Annotated in this window: 27 protein-coding genes; 14 read left to right on the plus strand and 13 right to left on the minus strand. The window is 67.5% G+C overall.

Annotated features, from left to right (window positions below; translation table 11 throughout):
- Nucleotides 1-74: 74 nt before the first annotated feature.
- The gene (locus HNP02_RS29770) at nucleotides 75-1,679 is read left to right on the plus strand and encodes an ABC-F family ATP-binding cassette domain-containing protein (protein ID WP_184444247.1); all 1,605 of its coding nucleotides are present in this window, start codon (nucleotides 75-77) and stop codon (nucleotides 1,677-1,679) included.
- On the opposite strand, the gene HNP02_RS29775 is transcribed toward HNP02_RS29770, so the two are convergent.
- From HNP02_RS29775 to HNP02_RS29785, 3 genes are all read right to left on the minus strand, one after another.
- Nucleotides 1,676-2,440 carry an ESX-1 secretion-associated protein gene (locus HNP02_RS29775; RefSeq protein ID WP_184444248.1) on the minus strand — a complete coding sequence of 255 codons (765 nt, stop codon included), beginning with the start codon at nucleotides 2,438-2,440 and terminating at the stop codon, nucleotides 1,676-1,678. The two genes, HNP02_RS29770 and HNP02_RS29775, sit on opposite strands and share 4 nt — an antisense overlap.
- A complete protein-coding gene (locus HNP02_RS29780; protein ID WP_184444249.1) occupies nucleotides 2,433-2,960 on the minus strand; it encodes an EspA/EspE family type VII secretion system effector in 528 nt (175 codons plus the stop codon). Before HNP02_RS29780 ends, HNP02_RS29775 begins: the two co-directional genes overlap by 8 nt.
- A 63-nt stretch (nucleotides 2,961-3,023) precedes the next feature.
- A complete protein-coding gene (locus tag HNP02_RS29785) occupies nucleotides 3,024-5,102 on the minus strand; it encodes an AAA family ATPase (RefSeq protein WP_184444250.1) in 2,079 nt (692 codons plus the stop codon).
- Nucleotides 5,103-5,201: 99 nt separating this feature from the next.
- On the opposite strand from HNP02_RS29785, the gene HNP02_RS29790 reads away from it, so the two are divergent.
- From HNP02_RS29790 to HNP02_RS29820, 7 genes are all read left to right on the plus strand, one after another.
- The gene (locus HNP02_RS29790) at nucleotides 5,202-5,780 is read left to right on the plus strand and encodes a TIGR00730 family Rossman fold protein (protein ID WP_184444251.1); all 579 of its coding nucleotides are present in this window, start codon (nucleotides 5,202-5,204) and stop codon (nucleotides 5,778-5,780) included.
- 43 nt (nucleotides 5,781-5,823) lie between these two features.
- Entirely contained in the window at nucleotides 5,824-7,611 is a 1,788-nt protein-coding gene (gene fadD6, locus HNP02_RS29795) for a long-chain-acyl-CoA synthetase FadD6 (RefSeq protein ID WP_184444252.1), read from the plus strand.
- A gap of 106 nt (nucleotides 7,612-7,717) precedes the next feature.
- Nucleotides 7,718-8,542, plus strand: coding sequence for a dihydropteroate synthase (gene folP / locus HNP02_RS29800; RefSeq protein ID WP_221318221.1), 825 nt, complete (start codon nucleotides 7,718-7,720; stop codon nucleotides 8,540-8,542).
- A complete protein-coding gene (locus HNP02_RS29805) occupies nucleotides 8,539-9,486 on the plus strand; it encodes a glucosyl-3-phosphoglycerate synthase (protein ID WP_184444254.1) in 948 nt (315 codons plus the stop codon). Before folP ends, HNP02_RS29805 begins: the two co-directional genes overlap by 4 nt.
- 46 nt (nucleotides 9,487-9,532) lie before the next feature.
- Nucleotides 9,533-9,919 (plus strand): DivIVA domain-containing protein, encoded by a 387-nt coding sequence (locus HNP02_RS29810; protein WP_184444255.1) that lies wholly within the window; start codon nucleotides 9,533-9,535, stop codon nucleotides 9,917-9,919.
- Nucleotides 9,919-10,515: a DNA-3-methyladenine glycosylase I gene (locus HNP02_RS29815; protein ID WP_184444256.1), complete on the plus strand. Its 597-nt coding sequence runs from the start codon at nucleotides 9,919-9,921 to the stop codon at nucleotides 10,513-10,515. Before HNP02_RS29810 ends, HNP02_RS29815 begins: the two co-directional genes overlap by 1 nt.
- Before the next feature lie 181 nt (nucleotides 10,516-10,696).
- On the plus strand, nucleotides 10,697-10,864 hold the full coding sequence (locus tag HNP02_RS29820; protein WP_003406247.1) for a DUF3117 domain-containing protein: 168 nt from the start codon (nucleotides 10,697-10,699) through the stop codon (nucleotides 10,862-10,864).
- Between the two features lie 46 nt (nucleotides 10,865-10,910).
- Here the strand turns inward: HNP02_RS29820 and glgA are convergent, their stop codons facing one another.
- Nucleotides 10,911-12,101: a glycogen synthase gene (glgA, locus tag HNP02_RS29825; protein ID WP_184444257.1), complete on the minus strand. Its 1,191-nt coding sequence runs from the start codon at nucleotides 12,099-12,101 to the stop codon at nucleotides 10,911-10,913.
- 125 nt (nucleotides 12,102-12,226) lie between these two features.
- Here glgA and glgC point away from each other — a divergent pair, with 125 nt between their 5' ends.
- Nucleotides 12,227-13,441, plus strand: a complete 1,215-nt coding sequence (gene glgC, locus HNP02_RS29830; RefSeq protein WP_184444258.1) for a glucose-1-phosphate adenylyltransferase — start codon at nucleotides 12,227-12,229, stop codon at nucleotides 13,439-13,441.
- Between the two features lie 77 nt (nucleotides 13,442-13,518).
- Here the strand turns inward: glgC and HNP02_RS29835 are convergent, their stop codons facing one another.
- From HNP02_RS29835 to HNP02_RS29845, 3 genes are read right to left on the minus strand one after another with little or no spacing between them, the layout of a single operon-like run.
- Nucleotides 13,519-14,103 carry a DUF4126 domain-containing protein gene (locus HNP02_RS29835; RefSeq protein WP_184444259.1) on the minus strand — a complete coding sequence of 195 codons (585 nt, stop codon included), beginning with the start codon at nucleotides 14,101-14,103 and terminating at the stop codon, nucleotides 13,519-13,521.
- A 45-nt stretch (nucleotides 14,104-14,148) separates the two neighbouring features.
- Entirely contained in the window at nucleotides 14,149-14,355 is a 207-nt protein-coding gene (locus HNP02_RS29840; protein WP_184444260.1) for a hypothetical protein, read from the minus strand.
- A gap of 19 nt (nucleotides 14,356-14,374) precedes the next feature.
- On the minus strand, nucleotides 14,375-15,226 hold the full coding sequence (locus HNP02_RS29845) for a sigma-70 family RNA polymerase sigma factor (RefSeq protein WP_184444261.1): 852 nt from the start codon (nucleotides 15,224-15,226) through the stop codon (nucleotides 14,375-14,377).
- An 88-nt stretch (nucleotides 15,227-15,314) separates the two neighbouring features.
- Between HNP02_RS29845 and HNP02_RS29850 the strand changes: the two genes are divergently transcribed.
- Nucleotides 15,315-15,716 carry a hypothetical protein gene (locus HNP02_RS29850; protein ID WP_184444262.1) on the plus strand — a complete coding sequence of 134 codons (402 nt, stop codon included), beginning with the start codon at nucleotides 15,315-15,317 and terminating at the stop codon, nucleotides 15,714-15,716.
- On the opposite strand, the gene HNP02_RS29855 is transcribed toward HNP02_RS29850, so the two are convergent.
- The 6 genes from HNP02_RS29855 to HNP02_RS29880 form a co-directional block, all read right to left on the minus strand.
- On the minus strand, nucleotides 15,689-16,363 hold the full coding sequence (locus HNP02_RS29855) for an isoprenylcysteine carboxylmethyltransferase family protein (protein WP_184444263.1): 675 nt from the start codon (nucleotides 16,361-16,363) through the stop codon (nucleotides 15,689-15,691). The genes HNP02_RS29850 and HNP02_RS29855 overlap by 28 nt on opposite strands.
- Before the next feature lie 10 nt (nucleotides 16,364-16,373).
- Nucleotides 16,374-17,048 carry an isoprenylcysteine carboxylmethyltransferase family protein gene (locus HNP02_RS29860; protein ID WP_184444264.1) on the minus strand — a complete coding sequence of 225 codons (675 nt, stop codon included), beginning with the start codon at nucleotides 17,046-17,048 and terminating at the stop codon, nucleotides 16,374-16,376.
- 18 nt (nucleotides 17,049-17,066) lie between these two features.
- Nucleotides 17,067-18,689: an ABC transporter permease gene (locus HNP02_RS29865; RefSeq protein ID WP_184444265.1), complete on the minus strand. Its 1,623-nt coding sequence runs from the start codon at nucleotides 18,687-18,689 to the stop codon at nucleotides 17,067-17,069.
- Nucleotides 18,686-19,621, minus strand: coding sequence for an ABC transporter ATP-binding protein (locus HNP02_RS29870; RefSeq protein WP_184444266.1), 936 nt, complete (start codon nucleotides 19,619-19,621; stop codon nucleotides 18,686-18,688). The genes HNP02_RS29865 and HNP02_RS29870 overlap by 4 nt, the downstream gene beginning before the upstream one ends.
- Nucleotides 19,593-20,279, minus strand: coding sequence for a TetR/AcrR family transcriptional regulator (locus HNP02_RS29875; protein WP_184444267.1), 687 nt, complete (start codon nucleotides 20,277-20,279; stop codon nucleotides 19,593-19,595). The genes HNP02_RS29870 and HNP02_RS29875 overlap by 29 nt, the downstream gene beginning before the upstream one ends.
- Nucleotides 20,280-20,411: 132 nt before the next feature.
- On the minus strand, nucleotides 20,412-21,071 hold the full coding sequence (locus HNP02_RS29880) for an O-methyltransferase (RefSeq protein WP_184444268.1): 660 nt from the start codon (nucleotides 21,069-21,071) through the stop codon (nucleotides 20,412-20,414).
- A gap of 176 nt (nucleotides 21,072-21,247) precedes the next feature.
- On the opposite strand from HNP02_RS29880, the gene sigE reads away from it, so the two are divergent.
- The 4 genes from sigE to tatB all read left to right on the plus strand — a co-directional run bounded on the left by sigE (nucleotide 21,248) and on the right by tatB (nucleotide 24,478).
- Nucleotides 21,248-22,015 carry an RNA polymerase sigma factor SigE gene (gene sigE / locus HNP02_RS29885; RefSeq protein ID WP_184444269.1) on the plus strand — a complete coding sequence of 256 codons (768 nt, stop codon included), beginning with the start codon at nucleotides 21,248-21,250 and terminating at the stop codon, nucleotides 22,013-22,015.
- A gap of 89 nt (nucleotides 22,016-22,104) precedes the next feature.
- A complete protein-coding gene (gene rseA / locus HNP02_RS29890) occupies nucleotides 22,105-22,500 on the plus strand; it encodes an anti-sigma E factor RseA (RefSeq protein ID WP_184444424.1) in 396 nt (131 codons plus the stop codon).
- A 68-nt stretch (nucleotides 22,501-22,568) separates the two neighbouring features.
- Nucleotides 22,569-24,062: a S1C family serine protease gene (locus HNP02_RS29895; RefSeq protein WP_184444270.1), complete on the plus strand. Its 1,494-nt coding sequence runs from the start codon at nucleotides 22,569-22,571 to the stop codon at nucleotides 24,060-24,062.
- A 2-nt stretch (nucleotides 24,063-24,064) separates the two neighbouring features.
- A complete protein-coding gene (gene tatB / locus HNP02_RS29900; RefSeq protein ID WP_184444271.1) occupies nucleotides 24,065-24,478 on the plus strand; it encodes a Sec-independent protein translocase protein TatB in 414 nt (137 codons plus the stop codon).
- The last annotated feature ends 3 nt before the right edge of the window (nucleotides 24,479-24,481 follow it).

Here is a 24,481-nt window from a genome sequence, read left to right on the forward strand (position 1 = left end):
CCCGGAGCTCGTGTTGGTCGTCCATTCCGCATGCCGTGGCTCGATGCCGCGGACCTCACCGAGAGTGCTCCCTCTTGTCCATCGTTTCCTCACATCTGTCGTTCGGCTGGCCCGACGACACACCGCTGTTCACCGACCTGTCGTTCACGATTCCCGGTGGCCGCACCGGTCTCGTCGCGCCCAACGGTGCAGGTAAGAGCACGCTGCTGCGGCTCATCACCGGCGAGTACCGGCCCACTGCAGGCGCCGTCACCGCCGCCGGCATTCTGGGTTACCTGCCGCAGACGTTGCCCTTCGACGCCGACCGGACCGTCGCCGACGTCCTCGGCGTCGCCCCCGTCATCGCCGCGCTCGCCGCACTCGCCGACGGCGACGCCTCCGAGGAGGTCTTCGCCGCGATCGGCGACGACTGGGACGTCGAGGAGCGGTTGCGCGCCCAGCTCGACCGGCTCGGGTTGGCAGGCCTCGCGCTGGATCGGCCGTTGGGATCGCTCAGCGGCGGAGAGGTGGTGTCGGTCGGCCTGGCCGCTCAACTTCTCAGGCGGCCCGACGTACTGCTGCTCGATGAGCCGACCAACAACCTCGACGTCGACGCAAGGCACCGCCTGTACGGCGCGCTCGACGACTTCGGCGGCACCTTGCTGGTGGTCAGTCACGACCGGGTGCTTCTGGACCGGATGGACCGGATCGCCGAGCTGCATCGGGGTGAGATCGTCTTCTACGGAGGCACTTTCACCGAGTATGAGAACGCCGTCGACGCCGCGCAACGTGCCGCTGTGTCGGACGTCCGCAACGCGGAGTTGATGCTCAAGCGTGAGAAGCGCCAGATGCAGCAGGCCAGGGAGCGCGCCGCACGACGTTCGGGTACCGCGGCCCGCAACGTCAAGGACGCTGGAATACCCAAGATCGTGGCGGGCAAGCTCAAGCGCGATGCCCAGGAGTCGGCCGCCCGCTCGGACGACGTGCACGCCAAGCGGATCGACGACGCCAGGGCACGGTTCGACAACGCCGAACGCGCGTTGCGCGACGACGACGCCATCGTGCTGGACCTGCCCGACACCGACGTACCCGTCGGGCGGACCGTCCTCGCCGCGCGCGGTGTTCAGATCAGCAGGAGAGGGCGAAAGGTATTCGAGGACAACGGTATCGACGTGGACATCCGTGGCCCGGAGCGGATCGCGCTGACCGGTCCCAATGGTGCGGGCAAATCGACGCTGCTGCGGATCATCACTGGTGACTTGCAGCCGGAGCAGGGCGACGTGCAGCGCGCCGACGGCAGGATCGCCTACCTGTCCCAACGGCTGGACCTGCTCGACCCCGACCGCACCGTGGCCGAGAGTCTCGCCGTGTTCGCACCGAGCCTGACCCACACTCGGCGCATGCATCTGTTGGCGCAGTTCTTGTTTCGCGGTGACCACATCCATCTGCCGGTGGGGGCGCTATCGGGTGGCGAACGGTTGCGGGCGACGTTGGTCTGCGTGTTGAACGCCGAGCCGGCGCCGCAATTGCTGCTGCTCGACGAGCCGACCAACAACCTCGACCTGGTCAGCGTCGGTCAGTTGGAAGCGGCGCTGAACTCGTATCGGGGAGCCTTCGTGGTGGTCAGCCACGACGAGAGCTTCCTCGACGCGATCGGGGTGCAACGGCGCATGGTGCTCGCCGACGGACGGCTCGTCTAGACCGGCGGCGACTGCTGCGGACGGGTCTGCGCGGGCTCGGCCCGCTTCACCTCCGGCAGCGTTTCGGGGGCTTTGCCTTGCTCGGCGGATTTCCCGGGTTCGGCCTCGGCGCGCTTGATGGGCGGATCGTCCTTGCGTTCGTCGGTCTTGGGTTCCTTGTCTTCGGGCTTGTCCTTGTCGTCGGCCTTGGCGCCTGTGGCTCCGGCACCCGCCGCCCCGGCAGCCTGGGTGGCCGACTGAACGATGCCCTGGACGCCCTGCATGACCTGCTGCGGGATTTGTTGCAGCGCTTGGGCGATACCCTGGGCGATCTGGCCGACCTGCTGCCCGACCTGACCTGCGATCTGGCCCATCTGTTCGGCACCGCCGCCTGCCGCGCCTCCGGTCCCTGCGCCTGCCGCGCCGGCACCTGCGGCACCGCCCCCGCCGCCAGCCTCGTTGGCCTGCAACGCCTCTGCCGCTTTCCTGAGCGTGTCGGCACCCTGCTGGTCACCCTGTTCGTACAACTGAGCGGCCTTCTGCAGCAGCGCAGAGATGGTCTCGCCGGAGGTCGACGTGGCCTGCAACGAGCCCCCGCGGCTGCCGAGGACCTGGCTCAGTGCGCTGCTCACCGCTGACGCGATCGGCCCGTGCGAGGTCTCGACGCCGAGCGCCTCCGATGCGGCCGAACCCATGATCTGGGACAGCGCGGACACGACCTCGTCGTGGACCTGGGAGAAGGTGCGCAGGCCATCGGCCTGGACGTAGAGCGGTTCATTCATGGTCGAATCCCCCGGAGATGTTGACCTTCTGATCGCCCAACGCCGCATATTCGCTGCCGAGGGCACTGATCGTTGCACCGATCTGCACGAGGTCCTCATTGGACTTCGAGACGATGTCGGTGACCTGACTTAGCCCCCTGGAGACGATGGGCATCAGGGTCTGCTCGCGGTTCGCACCATTGGGCACGGCGGCAGCTGCGTCCACCACCCACTTGCGGACCGCGTCTAGATCGTTGCGGCCCGTCGCGACCACCTGCGAGGACTGATCTATCTGGGCGCCGAGGCGCTGATCGAGTCCGGCGAGTTGCCCGAGCACCTTGCCGTGGTCGGCATTCGCCGTGCCGTAGGCATCGGCCGCGGCGCCGGTCCAGCGCGATCCGGGCGCCGCAGCTTCGAGGTTGCCCTGCAGTTGACGGAGCTGACTGCTGCCGTCATATCGATCGCCGGTCAGCGGGCTGCCCTCGCCAAAAGTTGCCTTCGCGTTCGACCACGTTGACAAGAAGGCGTCAAGGACGCTCACCCGAACACCTCACTCGATTGCTTTCGTCCGATTCTAATCGCCGGCCGACGTCCGCAAATGCACCTATTTCCGCGCCCGATCGGCCTGCGCCGCTGCGTCGGATGCCGCGCCCTGCATGCCAATCCCGTCGAACGCTGCCGCCACCGAGTCCAGCGCGGCGGCGTCGCCGGCGGCCAGGGCGCGCCCGTGATCGAGGGCGAGCCTGCCGACAGTGCAATCCAGGCTGAGGCGGGCAATGCCGTCGGCCGCGCGGACGTCGCCGAGTCGCACCGCGTCGTGCAGTGCGCGCAGCGCCACCGCCGACTGGCCGCCCCGCTCGGCCGCGCGGGCGGCTTCCCTGGCCGCATTGATCGCACCGTGGCCGTCGCGCCGGGAGGCACATGTCCACGCCTTGGCCAAGTACAGTTCGGGGGCGAACAACATGGACTTCAGCCCGTGCCGGGCCTCCGCCCTGGCCAGCGTGCGACCCGCCTCAGCGGTCTGCCCCTGCTGACCGAGCGCCTGCGCCAACATCATCCAGGCCAGCGGGCCCCACGAATAGCCGGTCGGCGCCAGGGCCGCGGCGGCACCACGCAGCAGCGTGATTGCCTCGTCGAGCTCACCCCGTGCGATCAGCACGTCGGCCACCAACACCTCGCCGATCGCGCGCCCGGGTTGTTGGCTCTGGGTGTAGTCGAGGAGTCGCTGAGCCAACGCCTGAGCGTCGTCCAACTGGCCGTCCAACAAGCGGGCGGTCGTCTGCCCGAAGCCGGAGGTGAACCGCAGCAGGCCGGGATGCCCGGCGGTCACCGCTCGCTCCGCCAAACCATCGACGCCGGCGAACAGACCCATCCGGGCCGAACTCAATGCGGCTGCCGCCGAAGCCCAGCCGACCGCCGTGTCGTCGGCGTCGGGCGACGCGAGCACTTCGGTGGCGACCTGCATGGCCCGGCTCGGACTGCCCGCGTTCATCGCGAACGTCGCCGACAGGGCATCGAGCGTGGTGCGTGCCGTCGGCGTCGTCACCCGGTTGCGGGTGCTCTGCAGGAACGCCGTCGCCCGCTCCGGCTCGGACAGCATCCAGAACTGGTTGGCCGCCCGCGGCAGCGCCCACGCCATCAACTCGGTCTCCGTCAACGCCGCCGGATCGACGTCGGCGAGCACGGCGTCGGCGTCGCGGCCGCGGCCCTGCCAGGCCAGTGCGTAGGCCAACGGCAGCCTGGCCGCCAAGCCCCCGTCGGCCAACGCCGCCCGCCCGAACCGCTCGCTGAGCCCCAGGTCGCCGAGCCGCAACGCCTCGTCGGCGACCGCGACGAGTTCGATGACGGGCAGCGGCCGGTCGCTGTGTAGCGTCAGCACCGCGCGCCGCAACCGCTCGACGACATTCGTTGTGGCGGGCAGCTTTTCGACGAGTTCGGTGCGCGCGCGTCGTTCCCGCCCGGGGTCAAGATGGATGCGGGCCGCGCGTGCGAACGCCGGATGGGCGGGCCGTACGTCGTCGCCGTCGACCACCACCGCACCCGCAGAGGCCGCGGCCGAAACCGCCTCGGCGCCCACCAGATCGGCGAGCACGGCGACGGGCAGCGGTTCGTATACGGCCACGAACTCCAGCACCGCCCGCGCGGGCTCCGGCAGTCCTGCGACGAACGCGCTCACCTGTTCGTCCAGCGCGCGCGCGTCGTATCCGGTTGGCAGAACGTCGATCTGGGCCACCAGCTGATCGCGCACCAACGTCGACAACCCGTCCGGCATCGACTCGTCGGAGTCGGTCACCACAATCAGCCGCGCCGCACCGCTCACCCCGAGCTGGTACACCAATGCCGCGGACAGCCGGTCAAGGGCATGGGCGTCGTCGACGAACAACAACACGCCATCGCCGATGGACTCGCGCGCCCTGCGCAGCACCGCCGCCGTCTTTCCGGTGTCGGAGATCTCGATCAGATCGCCGAACGCAGCAAACGGCACAGCCGACTCGGCGACGGTTCCGGTGACCGTCGCGACGCGGCCGAACTCATCGGCGAGATTCGCGACGGCCGCACGGGCCAGTGACGTCTTGCCAACCCCGGCCGGCCCAACGAGCATGGCTCCGGCACGGCTGCGAACGGCCGCTTCGAGCTGGCCGAGCAACGGTTCCTCCGGCGCGGTCACCCACTCGACAGGCACCGCCGGATCCTATGGTGCGCCCGAGCGGCCGGACCGACGAATGCGCCAAATGTCGGCCGTGCCAGAAATCCAGTTGCCGCGCTCCCTAAGGTTGGCGGCGTGCCAGAAGACGTTGAGAGCTCGGAAACGAAGGACCGCCCGTGGGCCGTGTGCGTGTACTGCGCGTCGGGGCCGAAGCATCCCGAGTTGCTGGCGCTGGCGACCGGGGTCGGTGCCGCGATCGCCAACCGCGGCTGGACGCTGGTGTCGGGCGGGGGCAACGTCTCGGCGATGGGCGCGCTGGCCAGCGCCGCGCGAGCACACAACGGCAAGACGGTCGGCGTGATTCCGAAGGCCCTGGTGCACCGCGAACTCGCCGATGTCGACGCCGACGAGCTGATCGTCACCGACACCATGCGCGAGCGGAAGCAGGTCATGGAGGACCGCGCGGACGCCTTCATCGTGCTGCCCGGCGGGATCGGCACGCTCGAGGAGTTCTTCGAGGCCTGGACGGCCGGGTACCTCGGCATGCACGGCAAGCCGCTGGTGATGCTCGACCCGATCGGCCACTATGAGGGCTTGTTGGAGTGGCTGCGCGGCCTCGCCAAGACGGGTTACGTCGGCCCTGATGCACTGGATCGGCTCGTCGTGGTCGACGACGTCGATGCGGCGTTGGCCGCATGCGCTCCGGCCGGGTGACGGCCGTCACCGGCGAACTCCGTGCCCACTAGGGTTGAGCGCCATGAGTGACGAGAAATCGGGGACCCGCGGCAGCGTCGGCCTGTTGGACATCGCGCCTCGCCTGCCCGGTCTGCTGATGGATGCGCCGACCATCTTGCGCGGCGTGATCACCGGATTCGGGGCGAGGCCGACGGCCAAGACGTCCATCGGCAAGGTATTCCAGGACCGTGCCGCCCGCTACGGCGGCAAGGTCTTCATCAAGTTCGGCGACGAGCAACTGACCTACCGCGAGTCCAACGAGACGGTCAACCGCTACGCCGCAGTGCTGGCCGCGCGCGGCGTCGGTCACGGTGACGTGGTCGGCGTCATGCTGCGCAACTCGCCGCAATCGGTGTTGCTGATGCTCGCCGTGGTCAAGTGCGGTGCCGTTGCCGGGATGTTGAACTATCACCAGCGCGGGAAGGTGCTGGCGCACAGCATTGGTCTGCTCGGCGCAAGGGCAGTGGTGGCCGAGACCGATCTCATCGAGTTGATCGGGGAGAGCGGCGCCGACACCACCGGGCTGATGACGGTCGACGAGTTGCAACAGCTCGCCGTCACCGCGCCGACCACCAACCCGGCCACGACGGCGGCGGTGCTGGCCAAGGACAAGGCGTTCTACATCTTCACCTCGGGCACGACCGGCATGCCGAAGGCCAGCGTGATGACGCACTACCGCTGGCTGCGGGCGCTCGCCGGGTTCGGCGGCCTCGGCATGCGGCTGACCAGTGACGACACCCTGTACTGCTGCCTGCCGCTCTACCACAACAACGCACTCACGGTGGCGCTGTCGTCGGTGCTCAACTCGGGATCTGCACTGGCGCTTGGCAAGTCGTTCTCGGCCTCGAAGTTCTGGGACGAAGTCATCCGATACGACGCAACCGCCTTCGTCTACATCGGCGAGGTCTGCGCCTACCTACTCAACCAGCCACCGAAGCCGACCGACCGCCGACACCGCGTACGGGTCATCGCGGGCAACGGGTTGCGTCCAGCTATCTGGGACGACTTCACCAACCGCTTCGGCATCCCGCGGGTGTGCGAGTTCTACGGCGCGAGCGAGGGCAACACCGCGTTCCTCAACGTGTTCAACGTGGACAAGACGACGGGTATCTGCCCGTCGCCCATCGCCTTCGTCGAGTACGACGACGAGTCGGGCGAACCGAAGCGCGGCCAGGACGGCCGCGTCCACAAGGTGAAGACGGGGCAGCCGGGCCTGCTGCTGTCCAAGGTCAGCAGCTTTCAGCCGTTCGACGGCTATACCGACAAAGCCGCGACCGAGAAGAAGCTCGTCCGCAACGCGTTCAAGGACGGTGACGTCTGGTTCAACACCGGCGACCTGATGCGCTCGCAGGGATTCGGGCACGCGGCGTTCACCGACCGCCTCGGCGACACGTTCCGGTGGAAGGGCGAGAACGTTGCCACCACCGAGGTCGAAGCCGCGGTGTCGACGGACTCGCAGGTTGAGGAGTGCACGGTGTTCGGCGTCGAGGTGCCCGGCGCGGGTGGACGTGCGGGCATGGTGGCCATCCAGCTCAAGGAGGGCGAGGAGTTCGACGGCAAGGCGCTGGCCAGCGCCGCCTACGGGCACCTGCCCGCCTACGCGGTGCCGCTGTTCGCGCGGGTCGTCGAGACCCTGGCGCACACCTCGACGTTCAAGAATCAAAAGGTCGACCTGCGCAAGCAGGGCTACGACACCGCTGACACGGGGGATGACCCGTTGTACGTGCTGGCCGGCCGCGACGAGGGCTACGTGCCGTTCTACGACGAGTACCCCGCCGAGGTCTTGGACGGGCAGCGCCCCAAGTCCTGAACGCAACTGCACGTGCACAAATCGCGTGTAGGTGACGCGCCCGTAGCCTGGAAGCGTGCAGTCCACGTTCTTGGGCCGACCCGTCGCGGCCGATCGCGCGCTGATCATGGCGATCGTGAACCGGACGCCGGACTCGTTCTATGACCGTGGCGCGACGTTCACCGACGACGCGGCCAAGGCAGCCGCTTACCGGGCGGTCGAGGACGGTGCCGACGTCATCGACGTCGGAGGCGTCAAGGCAGGCCCTGGCAGCGACGTCGACGCCGACGAGGAGACCGCCCGCGTCGTGCCGTTCATCGAATGGCTCCGTGGCACCTTCCCCGACCAGCTGATCAGCGTCGATACCTGGCGCGCGGCGGTGGCAAAACAGGCCTGCGCGGCGGGCGCCGACCTGATCAACGACACCTGGGCCGGGGCCGATCCCGGGTTGCCCGACGTCGCCGCCGAGTTCGGCGCGGGCCTGGTGTGCTCACACACGGGTGGCGCGACGCCGCGGACCAGGCCGTTTCGGGTGAATTACGGGGTGTCGGAGCGCGGTGTCGTCGACGACGTGATCGCCGAAGTCACCGCTGCGGCCGAACGCGCGGTTGCTGCGGGTGTCGCGCGGGACGCCGTATTGATCGATCCGACGCACGATTTTGGTAAGAACACTCACCATGGTCTTAGTTTGTTGCGCCAGGTAAAAGACCTTGTTAACACTGGATGGCCCGTCCTGATGGCTCTCAGCAACAAGGATTTCGTCGGGGAAACTCTGGGTGTGGGGTTGACCGAACGCCTGGAGGGCACCCTGGCAGCGACGGCACTGGCCGCCGAGGCGGGGGCTGCCATGTTCCGCGTGCACGAGGTCGGTCCCACTCGGCGCGTACTGGAAATGGTCGCGTCGATCCAAGGGGTGCGTCCACCGACGCGGACCACGAGGGGACTGGCATGACGTTGACACCTGATCTCGCCGCCGACGTAGTAGCTGGCCACCGCTGGCTGACCGATCACACATGGCGCAGGCCCACGTGGACCATCGCCGAACTCGAGGCGGCCAAGGCCGGACGGACGGTCTCGGTGGTCCTGCCCGCGCTCAACGAGGAGGACACCGTCGGCTCGGTGGTCGAGACCATCACGCCGCTGCTCGGTGGGCTGGTCGACGAGGTGGTCGTGCTGGATTCCGGCTCGACCGACGACACCGAGATCCGGGCCCTCGCGGCAGGCGCCAAGGTGATCAGCCGCGAGGCCGCGTTGCCCGAGGTCGAGCCACAGCCCGGCAAGGGCGAGGTGCTGTGGCGGTCGCTCGCCGCGACCACCGGCGACCTGGTGGTGTTCGTCGACTCCGATCTCATCGATCCGGACCCGATGTTCGTGCCCAAGTTGCTCGGTCCGCTGCTGACGACTGACGGCGTACACCTGGTCAAGGGTTTCTACCGCCGCCCGCTGAAGGTGAGCGGCAGGGAGGACGCCAACGGCGGAGGCCGCGTCACCGAACTCGTCGCACGGCCCCTGCTCGCCGCGCTGCGCCCGGAGTTGACCTGTCTGCTGCAGCCGCTGGGCGGCGAGTACGCAGGCACCCGCGAACTGCTGACGTCGGTGCCGTTCGCGCCGGCCTACGGCGTCGAGATCGGCCTCTTGATCGACACCTACGACCGGCTGGGTCTCGACGCCATCGCGCAGGTGAACCTCGGCGTGCGGACCCACCGCAACCGGCCGATCACCGAGCTCGCGTCGATGAGCAGGCAGGTGATCGCCACGCTGCTGTCCCGGTGCGGCGTCCCCGATTCCGGAATGGGCCTCACCCAGTTCTTCGCCGACGGTGAGGACTACACCGCCCGCACGTCGACGGTGTCGCTGGCCGACCGCCCGCCGATGGCTACCCTGCGCCCCAGGTAACTGCCCAACGCGTGCCGCGTCGTAGCACTCAGGCAGTATCGATGCCGTGACCTTGATTCTGCTGTACCTGGTCGTGCTCATCCTGGTGGCCACCGTGCTGTTCGGTCTTGGCAGCGTGCTGTTCGGCCGCGGCGAGCGGTTGCCGCCGCTGCCGAGGGGGACCACCGCAACGGTGTTGCCCGCATCGGGGGTGACCGCGTCCGACGTCGACGCCGTGAAATTCACCCAGACGCTGCGCGGCTACAAGACCAGCGAGGTCGACTGGGTGCTCGACCGGTTGGGCCAGGAGCTCGATCTGCTGCGTGGTCAGCTCGACTCGGTGCGTGCCGTGCAGTCCCTCGACGAGGACACCAGCGAGACCGGAGAAGAAGAGACCGGCGAAGAGGTGCACGAGGGCGCGCACGCGTTGCCCGATGAAGAACGGATCAACTGATGACCGTCTCCGTCGAGGAGGACGGGCGGATTCGCTGCACTTGGGCCGACTTCACCGGATCACGTTCCGCCGCTCCCGATTCCGTCATGTACCGCGACTACCACGACTACGAGTGGGGCCGCCGGCTGCGGGGAACTCGGGAACTGTTCGAGCGGATGTCGCTTGAGGCGTTCCAGAGTGGGCTGTCGTGGTTGATCATCCTGCGCAAGCGGGAGAACTTTCGGCGTGCCTTCAGGCAGTTCGACGTCTCGAAGGTGGCCCGATTCACCGAACGCGACGTCGAGCGGCTGATGGCCGACACCGGGATCGTCCGCAACCGCGCCAAGGTCGAAGCCACCATCGCCAATGCTCGCGCGGTCGCCGACCTGGACGCCGATCTGAGCGAGTTGCTGTGGTCGTTCGCTCCGCCTGCGCGGCCTCGTCCCGTCGACTCGGCCGGTGTGCCCGCGGTCACTCCCGAGTCCACGGCGATGGCAAAGGAACTGAAGCGCCGCGGGTTCAAGTTCGTCGGCCCTACCACTGCCTACGCGCTGATGCAGGCCACTGGAATGGTCGACGACCACCTCGCGTCGTGCTGGGTAGCCGTCGAGGCCTGAGCGCCGTCGTGGCGACGCCGCGCGAGCACCCTTGGCCGGGTCTTTGCACATCGAAGGCCCGTCATAGGGAACAATGTAGGAAGTTCAGTTGCAGTTCAGTGCTGGGAGCTGCCGACGGGTGGCAGTCCCGGCTGGAGGGATCCGCTCACGCGGGTCCGCACGTTCGGAGAGGGAGCAGTCGATGGCGGCGATGAAGCCCCGGACCGGCGACGGTCCGTTGGAAGCAACCAAGGAGGGGCGTGGCATCGTTATGCGGGTACCACTGGAGGGTGGCGGGCGTCTTGTCGTCGAACTGACTCCGGACGAAGCCGCAGCCCTCGGCGACGAGCTCAAGGGCGTCACCAGCTAGTGCCGTAGCACGCGGGGGGATGCGTGCGCTCAGTGCACCGAGATCGCTACGAGGCGATTTTTCGATAGATGTCGAGTGTCTGCTCGGCGATGTGCGCCCAGGAGAATTCATCGATACAGCGCTGGCGTCCCGTCTGCCCGTAGCGCTGGGCCCGACCCGGGTCGGCGGCAAGCGCGTTCACCCCGTCGGCGAGCCCGGCCTCGAAGGACGCGGTGTCGTCCGGGTCGTAGTGCACGAGTAGCCCGGTCTTCTGGTCGGCCACCACCTCGGGAATGCCACCGACGTCCGAAGCGACGACCGCCGTCTCGCACGCCATCGCCTCCAGGTTCACGATGCCCAGCGGCTCGTAGACCGACGGGCAGACGAAAACCGTTGCAGCCGATAGTATTTCGCGAATCTTCGGGGTCGGCAACATCTCCCGCACCCAGAACACCCCGGCGCGTACCTCGGCAAGAGCCTGAACCGCCGCCGCGACCTCGGCCGCGATCTCGGGGGTGTCCGGCGCGCCCGCGCACAGCACCAGCTGAACGTCCGGCGCGAACCGGTGCGCCGCCGCGACGAGGTGCGCGACGCCCTTCTGCCGGGTGATCCTGCCGACGAACGCCACGATCGGTTTCGTCAGGTCGACGCCGAGGTCGGCGAGCACCGAGTCACCCGGTTGCGGCGCATCTCCTGTCTTGCTCCTCGCGTCCGCAACGGGGTACCAGACGTCGGTGTCGATGCCGTTCTTCACGACGTGCACCCGGTTGGGGTCCAGTGCCGGATAGGTTCTCAGCACGTCTTCTCGCATGCCTGCGCTCACCGCGATCACGGCGTCGGCGCCCTCCACTGCCGTGCGCTCCACCCACGACGACACGCGGTAGCCGCCACCGAGCTGTTCGGCCTTCCACGGCCGCATCGGCTCGAGCGAATGCGCGGTCAGCACATGGGGAACGCCGTGCAACAGCGCGGCGAGGTGGCCTGCCATCCCGGTGTACCAGGTGTGGGAGTGCACGACCGTCGCCGAGGCGGCGGCGTTCACCATCACCAGGTCGGCCGACAGCGTCGACAGAGCCGGGTTGGCGCCGAGCAGCGCGGGATCGGGCTGCGCCACGAAGGCGCCGTCGCGTGGCGCGCCCATGCAGTGCACGTCGACCTCGCATAGATGCCGAAGTTGTGCGACGAGCTCGGTGACATGCACCCCCGCACCGCCGTACACCTCGGGCGGATACTCCCGTGTCATCATCGCCACCCGCATGGTGAAGACGGTAGTAGTCCATGGCTGTCACCGCACCCAATTGTCTTGACCTACAGCCCGTCAAGACTCGCGGTCAATCGTGTCAATGCCTAGCCGCGGCTGGTAGAGGCCGATAGGTTTGACCCATGAGGGAATTGCCACACGTGCTGGGAATCGTCCTGGCTGGCGGTGAGGGCAAGCGTCTCTATCCGCTGACCGCCGACCGGGCCAAGCCTGCGGTTCCGTTCGGGGGCGCTTACCGGCTCATCGACTTCGTGCTATCGAATCTGGTCAACGCCAGATACCTGAGGATCTGTGTTCTCACGCAATACAAGTCGCATTCGCTGGACCGCCACATCTCGCAGAACTGGCGGCTTTCCGGGCTTGCCGGGGAGTACATCACGCCGGTGCCCGCGCAACAGCGTCTTGGCCCGCGCTGGTACACCGGATCGGCCGACGCGATCCTCCAGTCGATGAACTTGATCTACGACGAGGACCCCGACTACGTCGTCGTGTTCGGTGCGGACCACATCTATCGGATGGACCCCGAGCAGATGCTCCAGTTCCACATCAACAGCGGCGCGGGGGCGACGGTCGCAGGCATTCGGGTGCCACGGGCCGAGGCCACCGCGTTCGGCTGCATCGACGCCGACGATTCCGGCCGCATCCGCGCGTTCGTGGAGAAGCCCGCGGACCCACCCGGCACGCCCGATGACCCCGAGCAGACGTTCGCGTCGATGGGCAACTACATCTTCAGCACCAAGGTGCTCGTCGACGCCATCCGCGCCGACGCCGACGACGACGACTCCGATCACGACATGGGCGGCGACATCATTCCGCGGCTGGTGGCCGACGGCATGGCGGCGGTGTACGACTTCAACGACAACGAAGTGCCCGGTGCGACGGAGCGCGATCACGGCTACTGGCGCGACGTCGGCACGCTGGATGCGTTCTACGACGCGCACATGGATCTGGTGTCAGTGCACCCGGTGTTCAACCTGTACAACCGGCGCTGGCCGATCCGGGGGGAGCCGGAGAACCTGGCGCCCGCCAAGTTCGTCAACGGCGGCTCCGCGCAGGAGTCGGTGGTCGGTGCGGGCAGCATCATCTCGGCGGCATCCGTGCGCAATTCGGTGCTGTCGTCCAACGTCGTCATCGACGATGGCGCGATCGTCGAGGGCAGCGTGATCATGCCCGGTGTCCGGATCGGCCGTGGCGCCGTGGTGCGGCACGCGATCCTCGACAAGAACGTCGTGGTCGGGCCCGGCGAGATGGTCGGCGTGGATCTGGAGAAGGACCGCGAGCGGTTCGCGATCAGCGCCGGTGGCGTGGTCGCGGTCGGCAAGGGCATCTGGGTCTAAGGCACTCGTCGTCCCTCGGCGAGCGCGCGTGTTTGCGGCCGACACGCCGTGGTTCTGCAGGAGTTTGCGCGCGCTCGCTAACCCGCGGCGGCCTTGCGTCGGCGCCTGCGCAGGATCCGGAACACCGCCCAGCCCAACAGAACCACGCCGACCAACACCAGAACCGGCAGCAGGATCGCCGCGAACACCAGGCCGACGCTGGCGACGTCCTCGATCGTGCTGAGCACCGGAGCGGCCACGCCGGCGGTGGCGACGTTCGCCGCCGGGCGCACCGTCGACTTCGTCAGCGACACGACCAGGGCGGTGACCACGCCGACGGCGATCGGAATCCACTGGCCCGACTGCGCGAACGCGCCGGGGTCGGTGACTGCGGAGGTCTGGGCGGCCGTGCCCGACCCGAACACGATGCCGCCCGCGGTCGGCCGGACGAACGTCTGGATGACGTCGTTGACGCTGTCGAGTGCGGGGATCTTGTCGGCGACGACCTCGACGACGAGCAGGGCGGCGACGATCGACATCACCCAGCCGTTCTCCAGCCACGCCCACGCGTGGGGCAACGTCACCAGGTCGGTGAACCGGGACAACAGTCCGAGCGCCAGCAGCGGGATGTAGGCGTTGAGTCCCGCCGCGGTGGCCAGCCCGAAGCCGGTCAGCAGCTCCACGTGCGCTTTCCCCCCGTCGCTTCGCTCGCCCCTGGCGCCAGTGTCTCAGCTTTGCCGCCGGACCTTCTGCTGATCGCGCTGCTGATCGCGCGGGAGGGGCTTGTCGTGCGGCGGGACCTTTGGCGTGTTCCGCACCGACCGCCCCTTGCCTGCCACGGTGGTGAGTGCGCGGAAGCAGCGCGGGCATATCGGCCTACCCGCCTTGTCCACCGACCAATTCTTGCCGCCGCCTGGGCACGGTCGCTGTGTCATGCGATCAATTGTCAGGTGGTCAGTCGAGAACGGCCAAATTGAGGCGACTCAGGTGCTGCGGGTCGGCCTCGATGGCGATCTCGGCGATCTTGTCGCCGACGACGCCGAAGCGCAGCACCAGTGCCAGCCGTCCCTTGGGGGCGACGACGATGCCGACGGCGCCGTCGATCAGCAAGGGCTCGGCGAACCGCGAGTTGGGCGAGAAGGCCTGCGCGTTGGCGGCTACCGCCTTGGCGCCGCGGATCGTCGTCGGAATGCCCGCCGCCACGGCGTCCACGTGCAACACGACGTCGGCGTCGAGCACCGCAAGCAACGCATCGAAGTCACCGTCGCGGGCCGCCGCGAGGAACGCCTCGACGAGCCGACGCTGGCGCACCAAATCCGTTGCGTGGTCGGGAGTCTTGCCACGCACGCGGCGCCGCGCCCGGGAGGCGAGTTGCGCGGTGGTGTTCTCCGAGCGGCCGACGATCTGGGCGATCTCGGCGTACGGAAGGTCGAACATGTCGTGCAGCACGAACGCGAGCCGCTCGGTCGGTGACAGTGTCTGGAGGATGACGAGCAACGCGACGCCGATGGAATCGGCGAGCACCGCTTCGGCTTCCGGGTCGACGGCATCGGGAGCGGCGATGGCCAGGGATTCGTCGAGCGGCCCCTCGGGCCGGGCGCTGCGGGCCCGCAGCATGTCCAGGCAGATGCGCGCGACGACGGTGGTCAGCCAGCCGCGTGGGTTGCGGACGTCGCGGACGTCGGTGCGGTCCATTCGCAACCACGCGTCCTGTACGGCGTCGTCGGCCTCGGTGAGCGACCCGAGCATGCGATAGGCGACCGCCCGCAGATGCGGCCGGTGCTCCTCGAACTGCTCTGCGCGCATCCGTGCACCTCCTATGGTCATGATCCGCCGGCGTGGCTCGTCATCGTGATGACGTTTCAATGACCACGGATATGACCGGGAGGACGACATGAGAACGCTACGGACCGTATTCGTACTGCACGGCCTCATCACGCTGGCCGGGGGCGTGGTGCTGATCGCGTTTCCGACGCTGATCCCCTCGGCAGTGGGCATCATGGTCGCGCGAGGAGACTATCTGCTCGTCTATCTTGTCGCCGCTGCCGAGCTCGCCGTCGCGCTGCTGTCGTTCGGTGCCACCCGCATCACCGACTGGGCGGCCCTGCGGCTCATCCTGACGACGCTGGTCGTGCTGCACGCGGCGAGTGGCGTCCTCGACATCGTCTACATGGCGCTGACGGAGCCCCACGCCACGATGATCTCGAACACGATGTTGCGCTTCACCGTAGTCGTGGCTTTCCTCGTCGTGTGGTGGGCCGCCCGCCGTCACCAGACGCCAGGCACCAGCCGGTAGTGCACTTTGTGTGTGTACTCGTCGTACCCGTCGAGTTCCTGGCGGAGCATCTTCTCCTCGTCCTCGATGCGCAGCGCGAGGATCGGCACGGCCAGGATGGTCGCCAGCAGTCCCCAGTACGAGTCGAGCGCGAGCGGTGTGCCGACCATCATGATCAGAGCACCGACGTACATCGGATGCCGGACCAGGCCGTACACGCCCGTCGAGACGACCTTCTGGTCCGTCTCCACCGTGATCGTCGCGGCCGCATAACTGTTCTGGATGACGACGAGTTGCGCGAATGCCAGCCCAACACCGACGAGGACGTTGCCGAGCACGACGACGGGTATCGGCACGTGCGACCAGTCGAACCGATGGTCGAGGGCGCTGACGACGAGCACCGCGATGACCGCGAGCATGGTCCCGGTGATGACGAGCTTCTGGATGAATCTGGTCTCGGCGATCGGCCCGGCCTTCATCCGCCGCGCAAGTGCCGCCGGATCCTTCACTGCGAGATAGCCGCTGGGGACGATCGTGGTGACGATGAAGACGGCGATGAAAACCCATGCCTGCCAATAGTTCAGGGTCCCTGCCGGCCAGAACAGCAGTACGCAGAAGAACGCCAGTCCGAAGAGACTCGACGCTACAGCTTGCACGACGATCTTCATGATTCCTCCATCACCACACGTAGGGCACCAGCCGGGCGTGCACCCGCTGGGCGTAGTCGGCGTAGCCGGCCAACTGTTGTGTCAGCACCTTCTCCTCGTCGAGGATCCTGGTGACGAGCACCGCCAAGCCGGGTATCACGAACAGAAGTCCCCAATACGACCCGAGTGCCAGCGGGATGCCGATCATCAGCACGACGTTTCCGAAGTACATCGGGTGGCGGACAACGGAGTACACGCCCGTCGACACGACCGTTTGTGCAGACTCGACCTTGATGTTCGCGGCGGCGTATCCGTTCTGGATAGTCGTGATCATCGCGATGAGAAGCCCAACACCGACCAAGGCGTCGCCGACCACGGAGACCTCAGCGGGAACGAAGGACCAGCCGAGGCGAAAGTCCAACGCGCTCACCACGATCATCGCTGCCAGCGAGAAGAACGCGAACGTGATGATGACCTTCTGCAGGGGCCGCGCCTCGGCCGCTGGCCCCACCTCCATCCGTCGCTCGAGGGCGGCGGGGTTGGTCACCGCCAAGTAGATGCTCGGGATCGTGGTCGATGCCGCGAACACCGCGATGAACGCCCACCCCTGCCAGTAATCGAATGTGCCTGCCGGCCAGAACACCAGCAGTACGAACAGCACCAGCCCGACGACGAATGACGTCAGCGCTTGAAGTGCGGTCTTCATGATCTCTTCTCGTTCCTTCTACAGCGCATCTCGATGCCGGTAGATCGCGCCGGCCAGCAGCGTCAGCGCGGCCGCGACGACGACCATCACGGCCAACGCGACGACGGGGACGTTGGACGGCGCCGTCGTGCGGCCGACCGGCGATAAATCGATCAGCCATTTCGGCAACCGCAGCAGCGCCCCGAGGTAGAGCGACGTGACGACGAAGGTGACTGCAAGCCAACCGATCCACGCGTGGCGCAGGGCAACGGCCAGCGCCGCGATGCCCGCGACCACCGCCATCGCGGGGACGAAGGCCAGGCCCGCGAGCGTCAGCTTGACGATGGTGCCGGGTTCGCCGAGCGTGAGCCCTGCGCCGAGCCCGTTGCCAAGTCCTGCGAAGAACATCAGCACCGCCGATCCGATCAGCGCCGCTGCTACGGCGCTGAACAGCCACCGCCACCGCGACACCGCGCCTGCCAGGACGGCCTCGCCGAGCCCGGACTGCTCGTCGCTCCACACCCGCATGACGGCCGTGACGACATACGCGGTGGCGGCGGCCGCCAGGAACTGCGTCATCGTCGTGTACACGCCGTCGTTGCCTTGGGCGGCAAGCACCCTGGCGAGCAGTTCGTTGTCCTTGGCCGCGTCGAGCAGCGACTTCGTCATCGAACCAAAGGTCAAGCCGCCGAGGAACATTCCGACGGTCCAGCCGATGGTCTGGCCGCGTTGCAGCGTCAGGTGCAGGCTCAGCACGTTTCTGATCGGCCGGGCGTTCGGCCGCTCACCGGACGACGGGATGTTCCCGGCGTCGTGCTGGCGTCGGCTCTCCAGCACCGTCGCCGCTGCCATCAGCAGCACGGCCAGCGCGACGAGTAGGGCGAACGGCCACCACCGCACGTCGACGAACGCGCGCATCTGCTGCGCCCAGGCGATGGGGGAGAACCAGCTCAGCGCGCTGCCAGAATTGTCGATGACATCGCCAGCGCCGCGCACCAGGGCGGCCAGTGCCAGCGTCGCCATCGCGGCGCTGGTGGCCGTGCGTGCCTGACGCCACAGCTGGGCGGTGACCGCGGCGACGGCACCGAACACCATCGCCACACCGGTCACGCCGAGACACATCGCCGCGGCGTCGACGACGTCGAAGCCGATCGCCGTCATGGCCAGGGTCATGGTGACGGCCAGGATCGCGTTGACCCCACCGATGAGAATCAGCGCGGCGTACGTGCGGGCATGCCTGCCCACCACCGATGACAGCACCAATTCCGCTGCGCCGTTCTCCTCCTCGGCGCGGGTGTGCCGAATCACGGTGAGAATGGCGAGGATCGACGTCGCGATGATCAGCGTGAGCATCAGCTCGTTGGCCATCATCGCGCCGAGGTCGGTTTCGTTGCCGCCAAACATGGGCCCGCCCAACATCATTCCGGCGGGTGTCTTGAGCAGGTTGACGCGGGCCCACCGCTGGGCCTCTTCCGGGTAGGCCATCTTCACGGTGTTCGGTGCGTAGACCATCATCACCGTGAGGATCGCGATCCACACCGACAGCCGGACGCGGTCGCGGCGCAGCGCGAGCCGGAGAAGGTGCAGCGTGCCCGTCCACTGGGAGCCGCCCGGTGCGGCTTGGTACCCCGTGGTTCGTGGCGCGACGGCAGTGGCTCTCATCGCGTCGCCCCTTGGTACTCGCGCAGGAACATGTCCTCGAGCGATGCGGGCGTCACGGTGAGGTCGATGATCCCCAGATCCTTGAGCTGGGCCATCGCGCGATCCAGATCGTGGCGGCCGACCGAGAAGGTGTAGTGGCCGTCGTGGATCGAGAAGTCGTGTACGAACGGGGCGCGTTGCAGCGCCTGGCCGTCGGTGCGGGTGCGCACCGTGACGGTCGTGCGCATCAGGTGGCGCAGCTCGTCGAGTGTTCCTGACTTCACGGCGCGGCCGGCGCGGATGATCGTCACGTTGTCGCAGAGCTTCTCCACTTCGGCGAGGATGTGGCTGGACAGCAGCACCGCTGCGCCGCGGCCTGCGACCTCCTCGACGCACAGCTGAAAGGCCTTCTCCATCAACGGGTCCAGGCCGGACGTCGGTTCGTCGAGAATGTAGAGCTCGGCATTGGTGGAGAACGCCGCGACGATGGCCGCCTTCTGCCGGTTGCCCTTGGAGTACGTGCGGGCCTTCTTGTGCGGGTCGAGTTCGAAGCGCTCGATCAACTGGTCACGACGCCGGGTGTCGACGCCGTTGCCGCGCAGGCGGGCCAGGAAGTCGATGGCCTGCATGCCGGTCAGGTTGGGCCACAACGTCACATCGCCTGGCACGTAGGCGATTCTGCGGTGCAGCGCGACCGCGTCGCGCCATGGGTCGCCGCCGAGCAGCCGCGCGGCCCCGTCGTCGGCCTTGAGCAGACCGAGCAGAACCCGGATCGTGGTCGACTTGCCGGCGCCGTTGGGCCCGAGGAACCCAGCGACGTCGCCATGCGCCACGAAGAGGTCGAGGCCGTCGAGTGCCTTGGTCCGGCCGAAAGACTTGGACAGGCCCCGGATTTCGACCGCAAGCTGCGATCGCCCGCTGGCGTTAGCCCTTTGGAGGGACGTCGCTGTCATTCTGTTCTCCTTGTTGGGATGTGCTGAATGGGATGCCCTTTTCGCGCAATGCGAGGAACGCGTCGAACATGGTCGAATCCGCCATCAAGCCCTCGGTGTAGACCTCCAGGGCGGGTAGCACCATGTCGTCGCCGTAGTCGCGCAGCACTGCGCGCAGATCGGTTGGGTTGTCGTGCATCTGGAGGTAGAGCAGGAAGCCGCCGCCGCTGGCCATGCCCAGGTACATGGCCCTGGCGTGCGGGTCGCGGCTGGGCCTGATGGTGCCGGCTCGGACGCCCTCCTCGATGTACACCTCGGCGTTGTCGATCATCTGGCGCCAGAACTCCTTGGCCAGCTCGTTGCCGGACTGCAGGCTGCGCACCAGGTAGGCCATCATCGGTGCGTAGGACTCGATCTCGGCCATCTGCGCGAACCACGCCGCTGGATCGGTGGTCCGGATCGACTCGGACTTCGCATCGCGGACCTGTTCGGCGACGTAGTCGTCGCAGGCCTTGCGGAGCCCGTCCTTCGACCCGAAGTGGTGGATCACCAGCGCGGCGCTGACGCCCGCTGCCTCGGCAATCGTGCGCAGCCCAACGCTGAAACCGTGCTGGCCAAACTGTTCGATCGCGGAGTCGCGGATCCGTGCCGTGGCCGTCAAGTCATCCGCTGAACGCATGTTTAGTACGCTAAACGCGCGTTCAGCCGTCGGTCAAGGAAGACACGCGTCAAGAATGCGTAAAGATCGATTTGGGCGTGATCAGTAGCGCTCAGCGTGACGCTTCACGCCGAAACCGGAGAAAAAGATGAGTCAGTCGCGCGCGGCGACCAGCAGGCCGTCGCCAAGCGGGACCAGCACCGGCGTCAGTCGCTCGTCCTCGGCGATCAGCCGTGCGGCTTCGCGCACCGCACTGACCTCCTTGTCGGCGGCGCTGGCGTCTCCCGCGCGGCCGCCGAGGGCGGCCCGGTGCACGACGATCGCGCCGCCCGACCGCAACAACCGCACGCCTTCGACGACGAACTGCGGTTGATCGGCCGGCTCGGCGTCGATGAACACCAGGTCATAGGAGTCGTCAGCCAGTCGGGTGAGCACTTCCTGGGCCCGGCCGCCGATCAACCGCGTCCGCGACGGCCCGATACCTGCCTCGACGAACGCCTGCTTGGCCAGCCGCTGATGCTCGGGTTCGACGTCGATGGTGGTCAGGACGCCGTCGGTCCGCATCCCGGACAGCAACCACAGTCCGCTGACGCCCGCGCCGGTGCCGACCTCCACCACTGCCTTGGCGCCCGCCAGCTTCGCAAGGACGCTCAACAATGCGCCGACCGCGGGGGTGACGGCACCCGCTCCGCTGTCGTCGGCGCGCTCCCGGGCCGACGCCGTGATCGCGTCCTCGGTGATCGACTGCTCGGCGTGCGTCACGATGGATTCAGCGCGACTGGGCCGTGCCGGACTCTCGTCGGTGCTGGCCATGCCCCGCAGCGTAAGCGAATCGTGATCACGAACATCGCGACACGCCCGCGCCGGGACGCCAGATTCAGGTCATGGTGGGCAGGTTTGCCCAGTTCGGGTTGGGGGTAGCCCGCATTCTCAGGAAATGTTCAGTTTGCTCATATGCCAAGCTCACCAGGGTCGGAAAAGGTACTCCCATGGAATACGACGGAAGCCGGCGGCCGGGGAATAACCATGGCGACGATTCGGTTGCCGCGGGTGTTGAGCCGCTGACCCGTAATAGTGGCTCCGCTAGTGACCTGGAGGATCCGACGACCACCACACCTGCACCCGTGTTCATGGCTCATTTCGAGCAACCCGGAGACGGCGAATGGGTTGAGCCATCCGATGAGCTGACGGGCACCGCGGTGTTCGACGCCACCGGTGACAAGGCCGCCATGCCGTCGTGGGACGAACTAGTGCGCCAGCACGCCGATCGGGTGTATCGCCTGGCATATCGTCTGTCCGGCAGCCAGCACGACGCGGAGGACCTCACCCAGGAGACGTTCATCAGGGTCTTCCGCTCGGTGCAGAACTACCAGCCGGGCACGTTCGAGGGATGGCTGCACCGCATCACCACGAACCTGTTCCTCGACATGGTTCGCCGCCGCAGCCGCATCCGCATGGAGGCGCTGCCCGAGGACTACGACCGGGTGCCCGCCGACGAGCCGAATCCCGAGCAGATCTACCACGACTCGCGGCTGGGTCCCGACCTGCAAGCGGCCCTGGACTCGCTGGCCCCGGAATTCCGCGCCGCGGTGGTCCTGTGCGACATCGAGGGTCTGTCCTACGAGGAAATCGGCGCCACGCTTGGCGTCAAACTGGGCACGGTGCGCAGCCGAATCCATCGCGGACGGCAGGCTTTGCGCGACTACCTGGCACTGCACGGTGACGCGTATTCGGACGCCGCGGCCAAATCCGCCTAGCGTTCAGTAGTGTCCGGCCCGGCCCATCGGGTTACATTCGAAGTGAGAGTGTTGATCTGATGATGCGAAGGACCGGAGAGGAGTGGGTGATGGCCGACCCGGGAGACGTGTTCCGTCGCGCATTCTCGTGGCTGCCCGCCCAGTTCGCCTCGCAAAGTGACGCGCCGGTCGGCCCGCGACGGTTCGGATCGACCGAGCACCTGTCGATCGAGGCCGTCGCGGCCTTCGTCGACGGCGAGCTGACGATGAAGTCGCACCTGCGTGCCGCGACCCACTTGTCGCTCTGTCCGCAGTGTGCGGCCGAGGTCGAGGCACAGGGGCAGGCGCGCAGTGCTTTGCGGGACTCGTGCCCGATCATCGTGCCGAGTGCTTTGCTGGGATTGTTGTCCCAGATCCCGCATGATCCGCCACCCGAGCCGCCCATTGAGGCGGAAGACGCGCAGTTTGCTGACGGGACGACGCGGGCTCGTCGCAAGCGCCGGTAGGCTGGATGGGCGTCGATCGACCAGCGGCTGCCGGGCAGGCGGCCGCTCTAATGGAGAGTGACTAACGGGTGAGCAATCAGGACCAGTCCGGTAATAACAACCGTCTGGCACCGCGCCCGGTGTCGCGACCGCCCGTCGATCCCGCTGCCACACGGGCGTTCGGCAGGCCCGACGGTTTCAGTGGCTCGTTCCTCGGCACTGACGCGGTGCGCGACCAGGGTGACTACACGCCCACCGATCAGGCGCCCGATCCCGTGCTCGCCCAGGCGTTCGGCCCGCAGAACGGCAGCGGTGACTCCCTGCAGCGGCACCCGGCCGATGCGGGTGCACTGGACGCCGAGCGCGACGGGGACTCCGACCAGCCCGCCGACCCGTGGCGCGATCCCTCTGCGATCCCGTCGCTCGGAACCCCAGCAGTGCCGCAGTCGGCCCCCACCGTGATCTATGCCCCAGTCGGAAAGCTGGGCGTGCGCGACGTGCTCTTCGGCGGCAAGGTGTCCTGGCTCGCGTTGGTAACCCTGTTGATCATCACCCTCCTCATCGCCTTCGTCGGCGGATGGGTCGGCAACAAGACCGCTCAGACGGTCGAGGCCTTCACCACTTCCAAGGTGACGCTGCAGACCGACAACAACCCCGAGGCCCCGGCAGGCCGGTTCGCCACTGTGGCCGCCGCCGTTGCGGACTCCGTGGTGACCATCGAAGCCATCAGCGACACCGAGGGCTCCCAGGGCTCTGGCGTCGTCGTCGACGGCCGCGGCTACATCGTCACCAACAACCACGTGATCTCCGAAGCCGCCAACAACCCGAGCGCGTTCAAGATCTCGGTGGTGTTCAACGACGGCAAGGAAGTCCCAGCCAACCTGGTGGGCCGCGACCCCAAGACCGACGTCGCCGTGCTCAAGGTCGACAACGTCGACAACCTGACCGTGGCCCGCCTTGGTGACTCCGAGAAGATCCGGGTGGGCGAGGAAGTCATCGCCGCAGGCGCTCCGCTGGGTCTGCGCAGCACCGTCACGCACGGCATCGTCAGCGCCCTGCATCGCCCGGTGCCGCTGTCGGGTGACGGCTCGGACACCGACACCGTGATCGACGGAGTTCAGACCGACGCGTCGATCAACCACGGCAACTCCGGCGGCCCGCTGATCAACATGAGCTCCGAGGTCATCGGTATCAACACGGCCGGTAAGTCGTTGTCGGACAGCGCAAGTGGGCTCGGCTTCGCCATCCCGGTGAACGAGGTGAAGGACACCGTTGCGGCGCTGATCAAGGACGGCAAGATCTCGCATCCGACGCTTGGCCTCAACGCGGTGTCGGTGAGCAACTCGGTGGCCTCCGGTGCGCTGATCAAGAACGTCGTCGGCGGCGGGCCCGCGGACAGGGCAGGCCTCCTCGAGAACGACGTCGTGGTCAAGGTGGGCGACCGCAAGGTGGCCGACGCCGACGAGATGGTCGTCGCGGTACGACAGCTCAAGATCGGCCAGGACGCTCCGATCGAGGTGGTCCGCGATGGCCGCCCCGTCACGCTGATCGTCAACCCCGCTCCCGACAACCCTGCTGCCTAGCCGTGTTCGCCAACATCGGCTGGGGTGAGATGTTGGTGCTGGTGGTCGCCGGTCTGGTGATCCTCGGCCCCGAACGCCTGCCAGGCGCCATCCGCTGGACGACGAACAGCATCAGGCAGGCCCGCGAGTACCTCAGTGGTGCGACCAGTCAACTGCGTGAGGACCTTGGCCCCGAGTTCGACGATCTGCGTCAACCGCTGAGCGAGTTGCAGAAGCTGCGGGGTATGTCGCCGCGGGCCGCCCTGACCAAGCATCTGCTCGACGGTGACGACTCCTTCCTCACCGGCAACTTCGACAAGCCCGTTTCGCCGGGTGGGCCTGCCGCCAATTCGACGGCCGATGTGCCGCCAACGCCACCTGCCCCAACGCCCCTGCCGCCGCCGGACGTCACCCCGTTCGACAGCGACGCGACCTAAGCC

This window comes from Mycobacterium sp. AZCC_0083 (genome assembly GCF_014202335.1).
Classification (GTDB): Bacteria; Actinomycetota; Actinomycetes; order Mycobacteriales; family Mycobacteriaceae; genus Mycobacterium.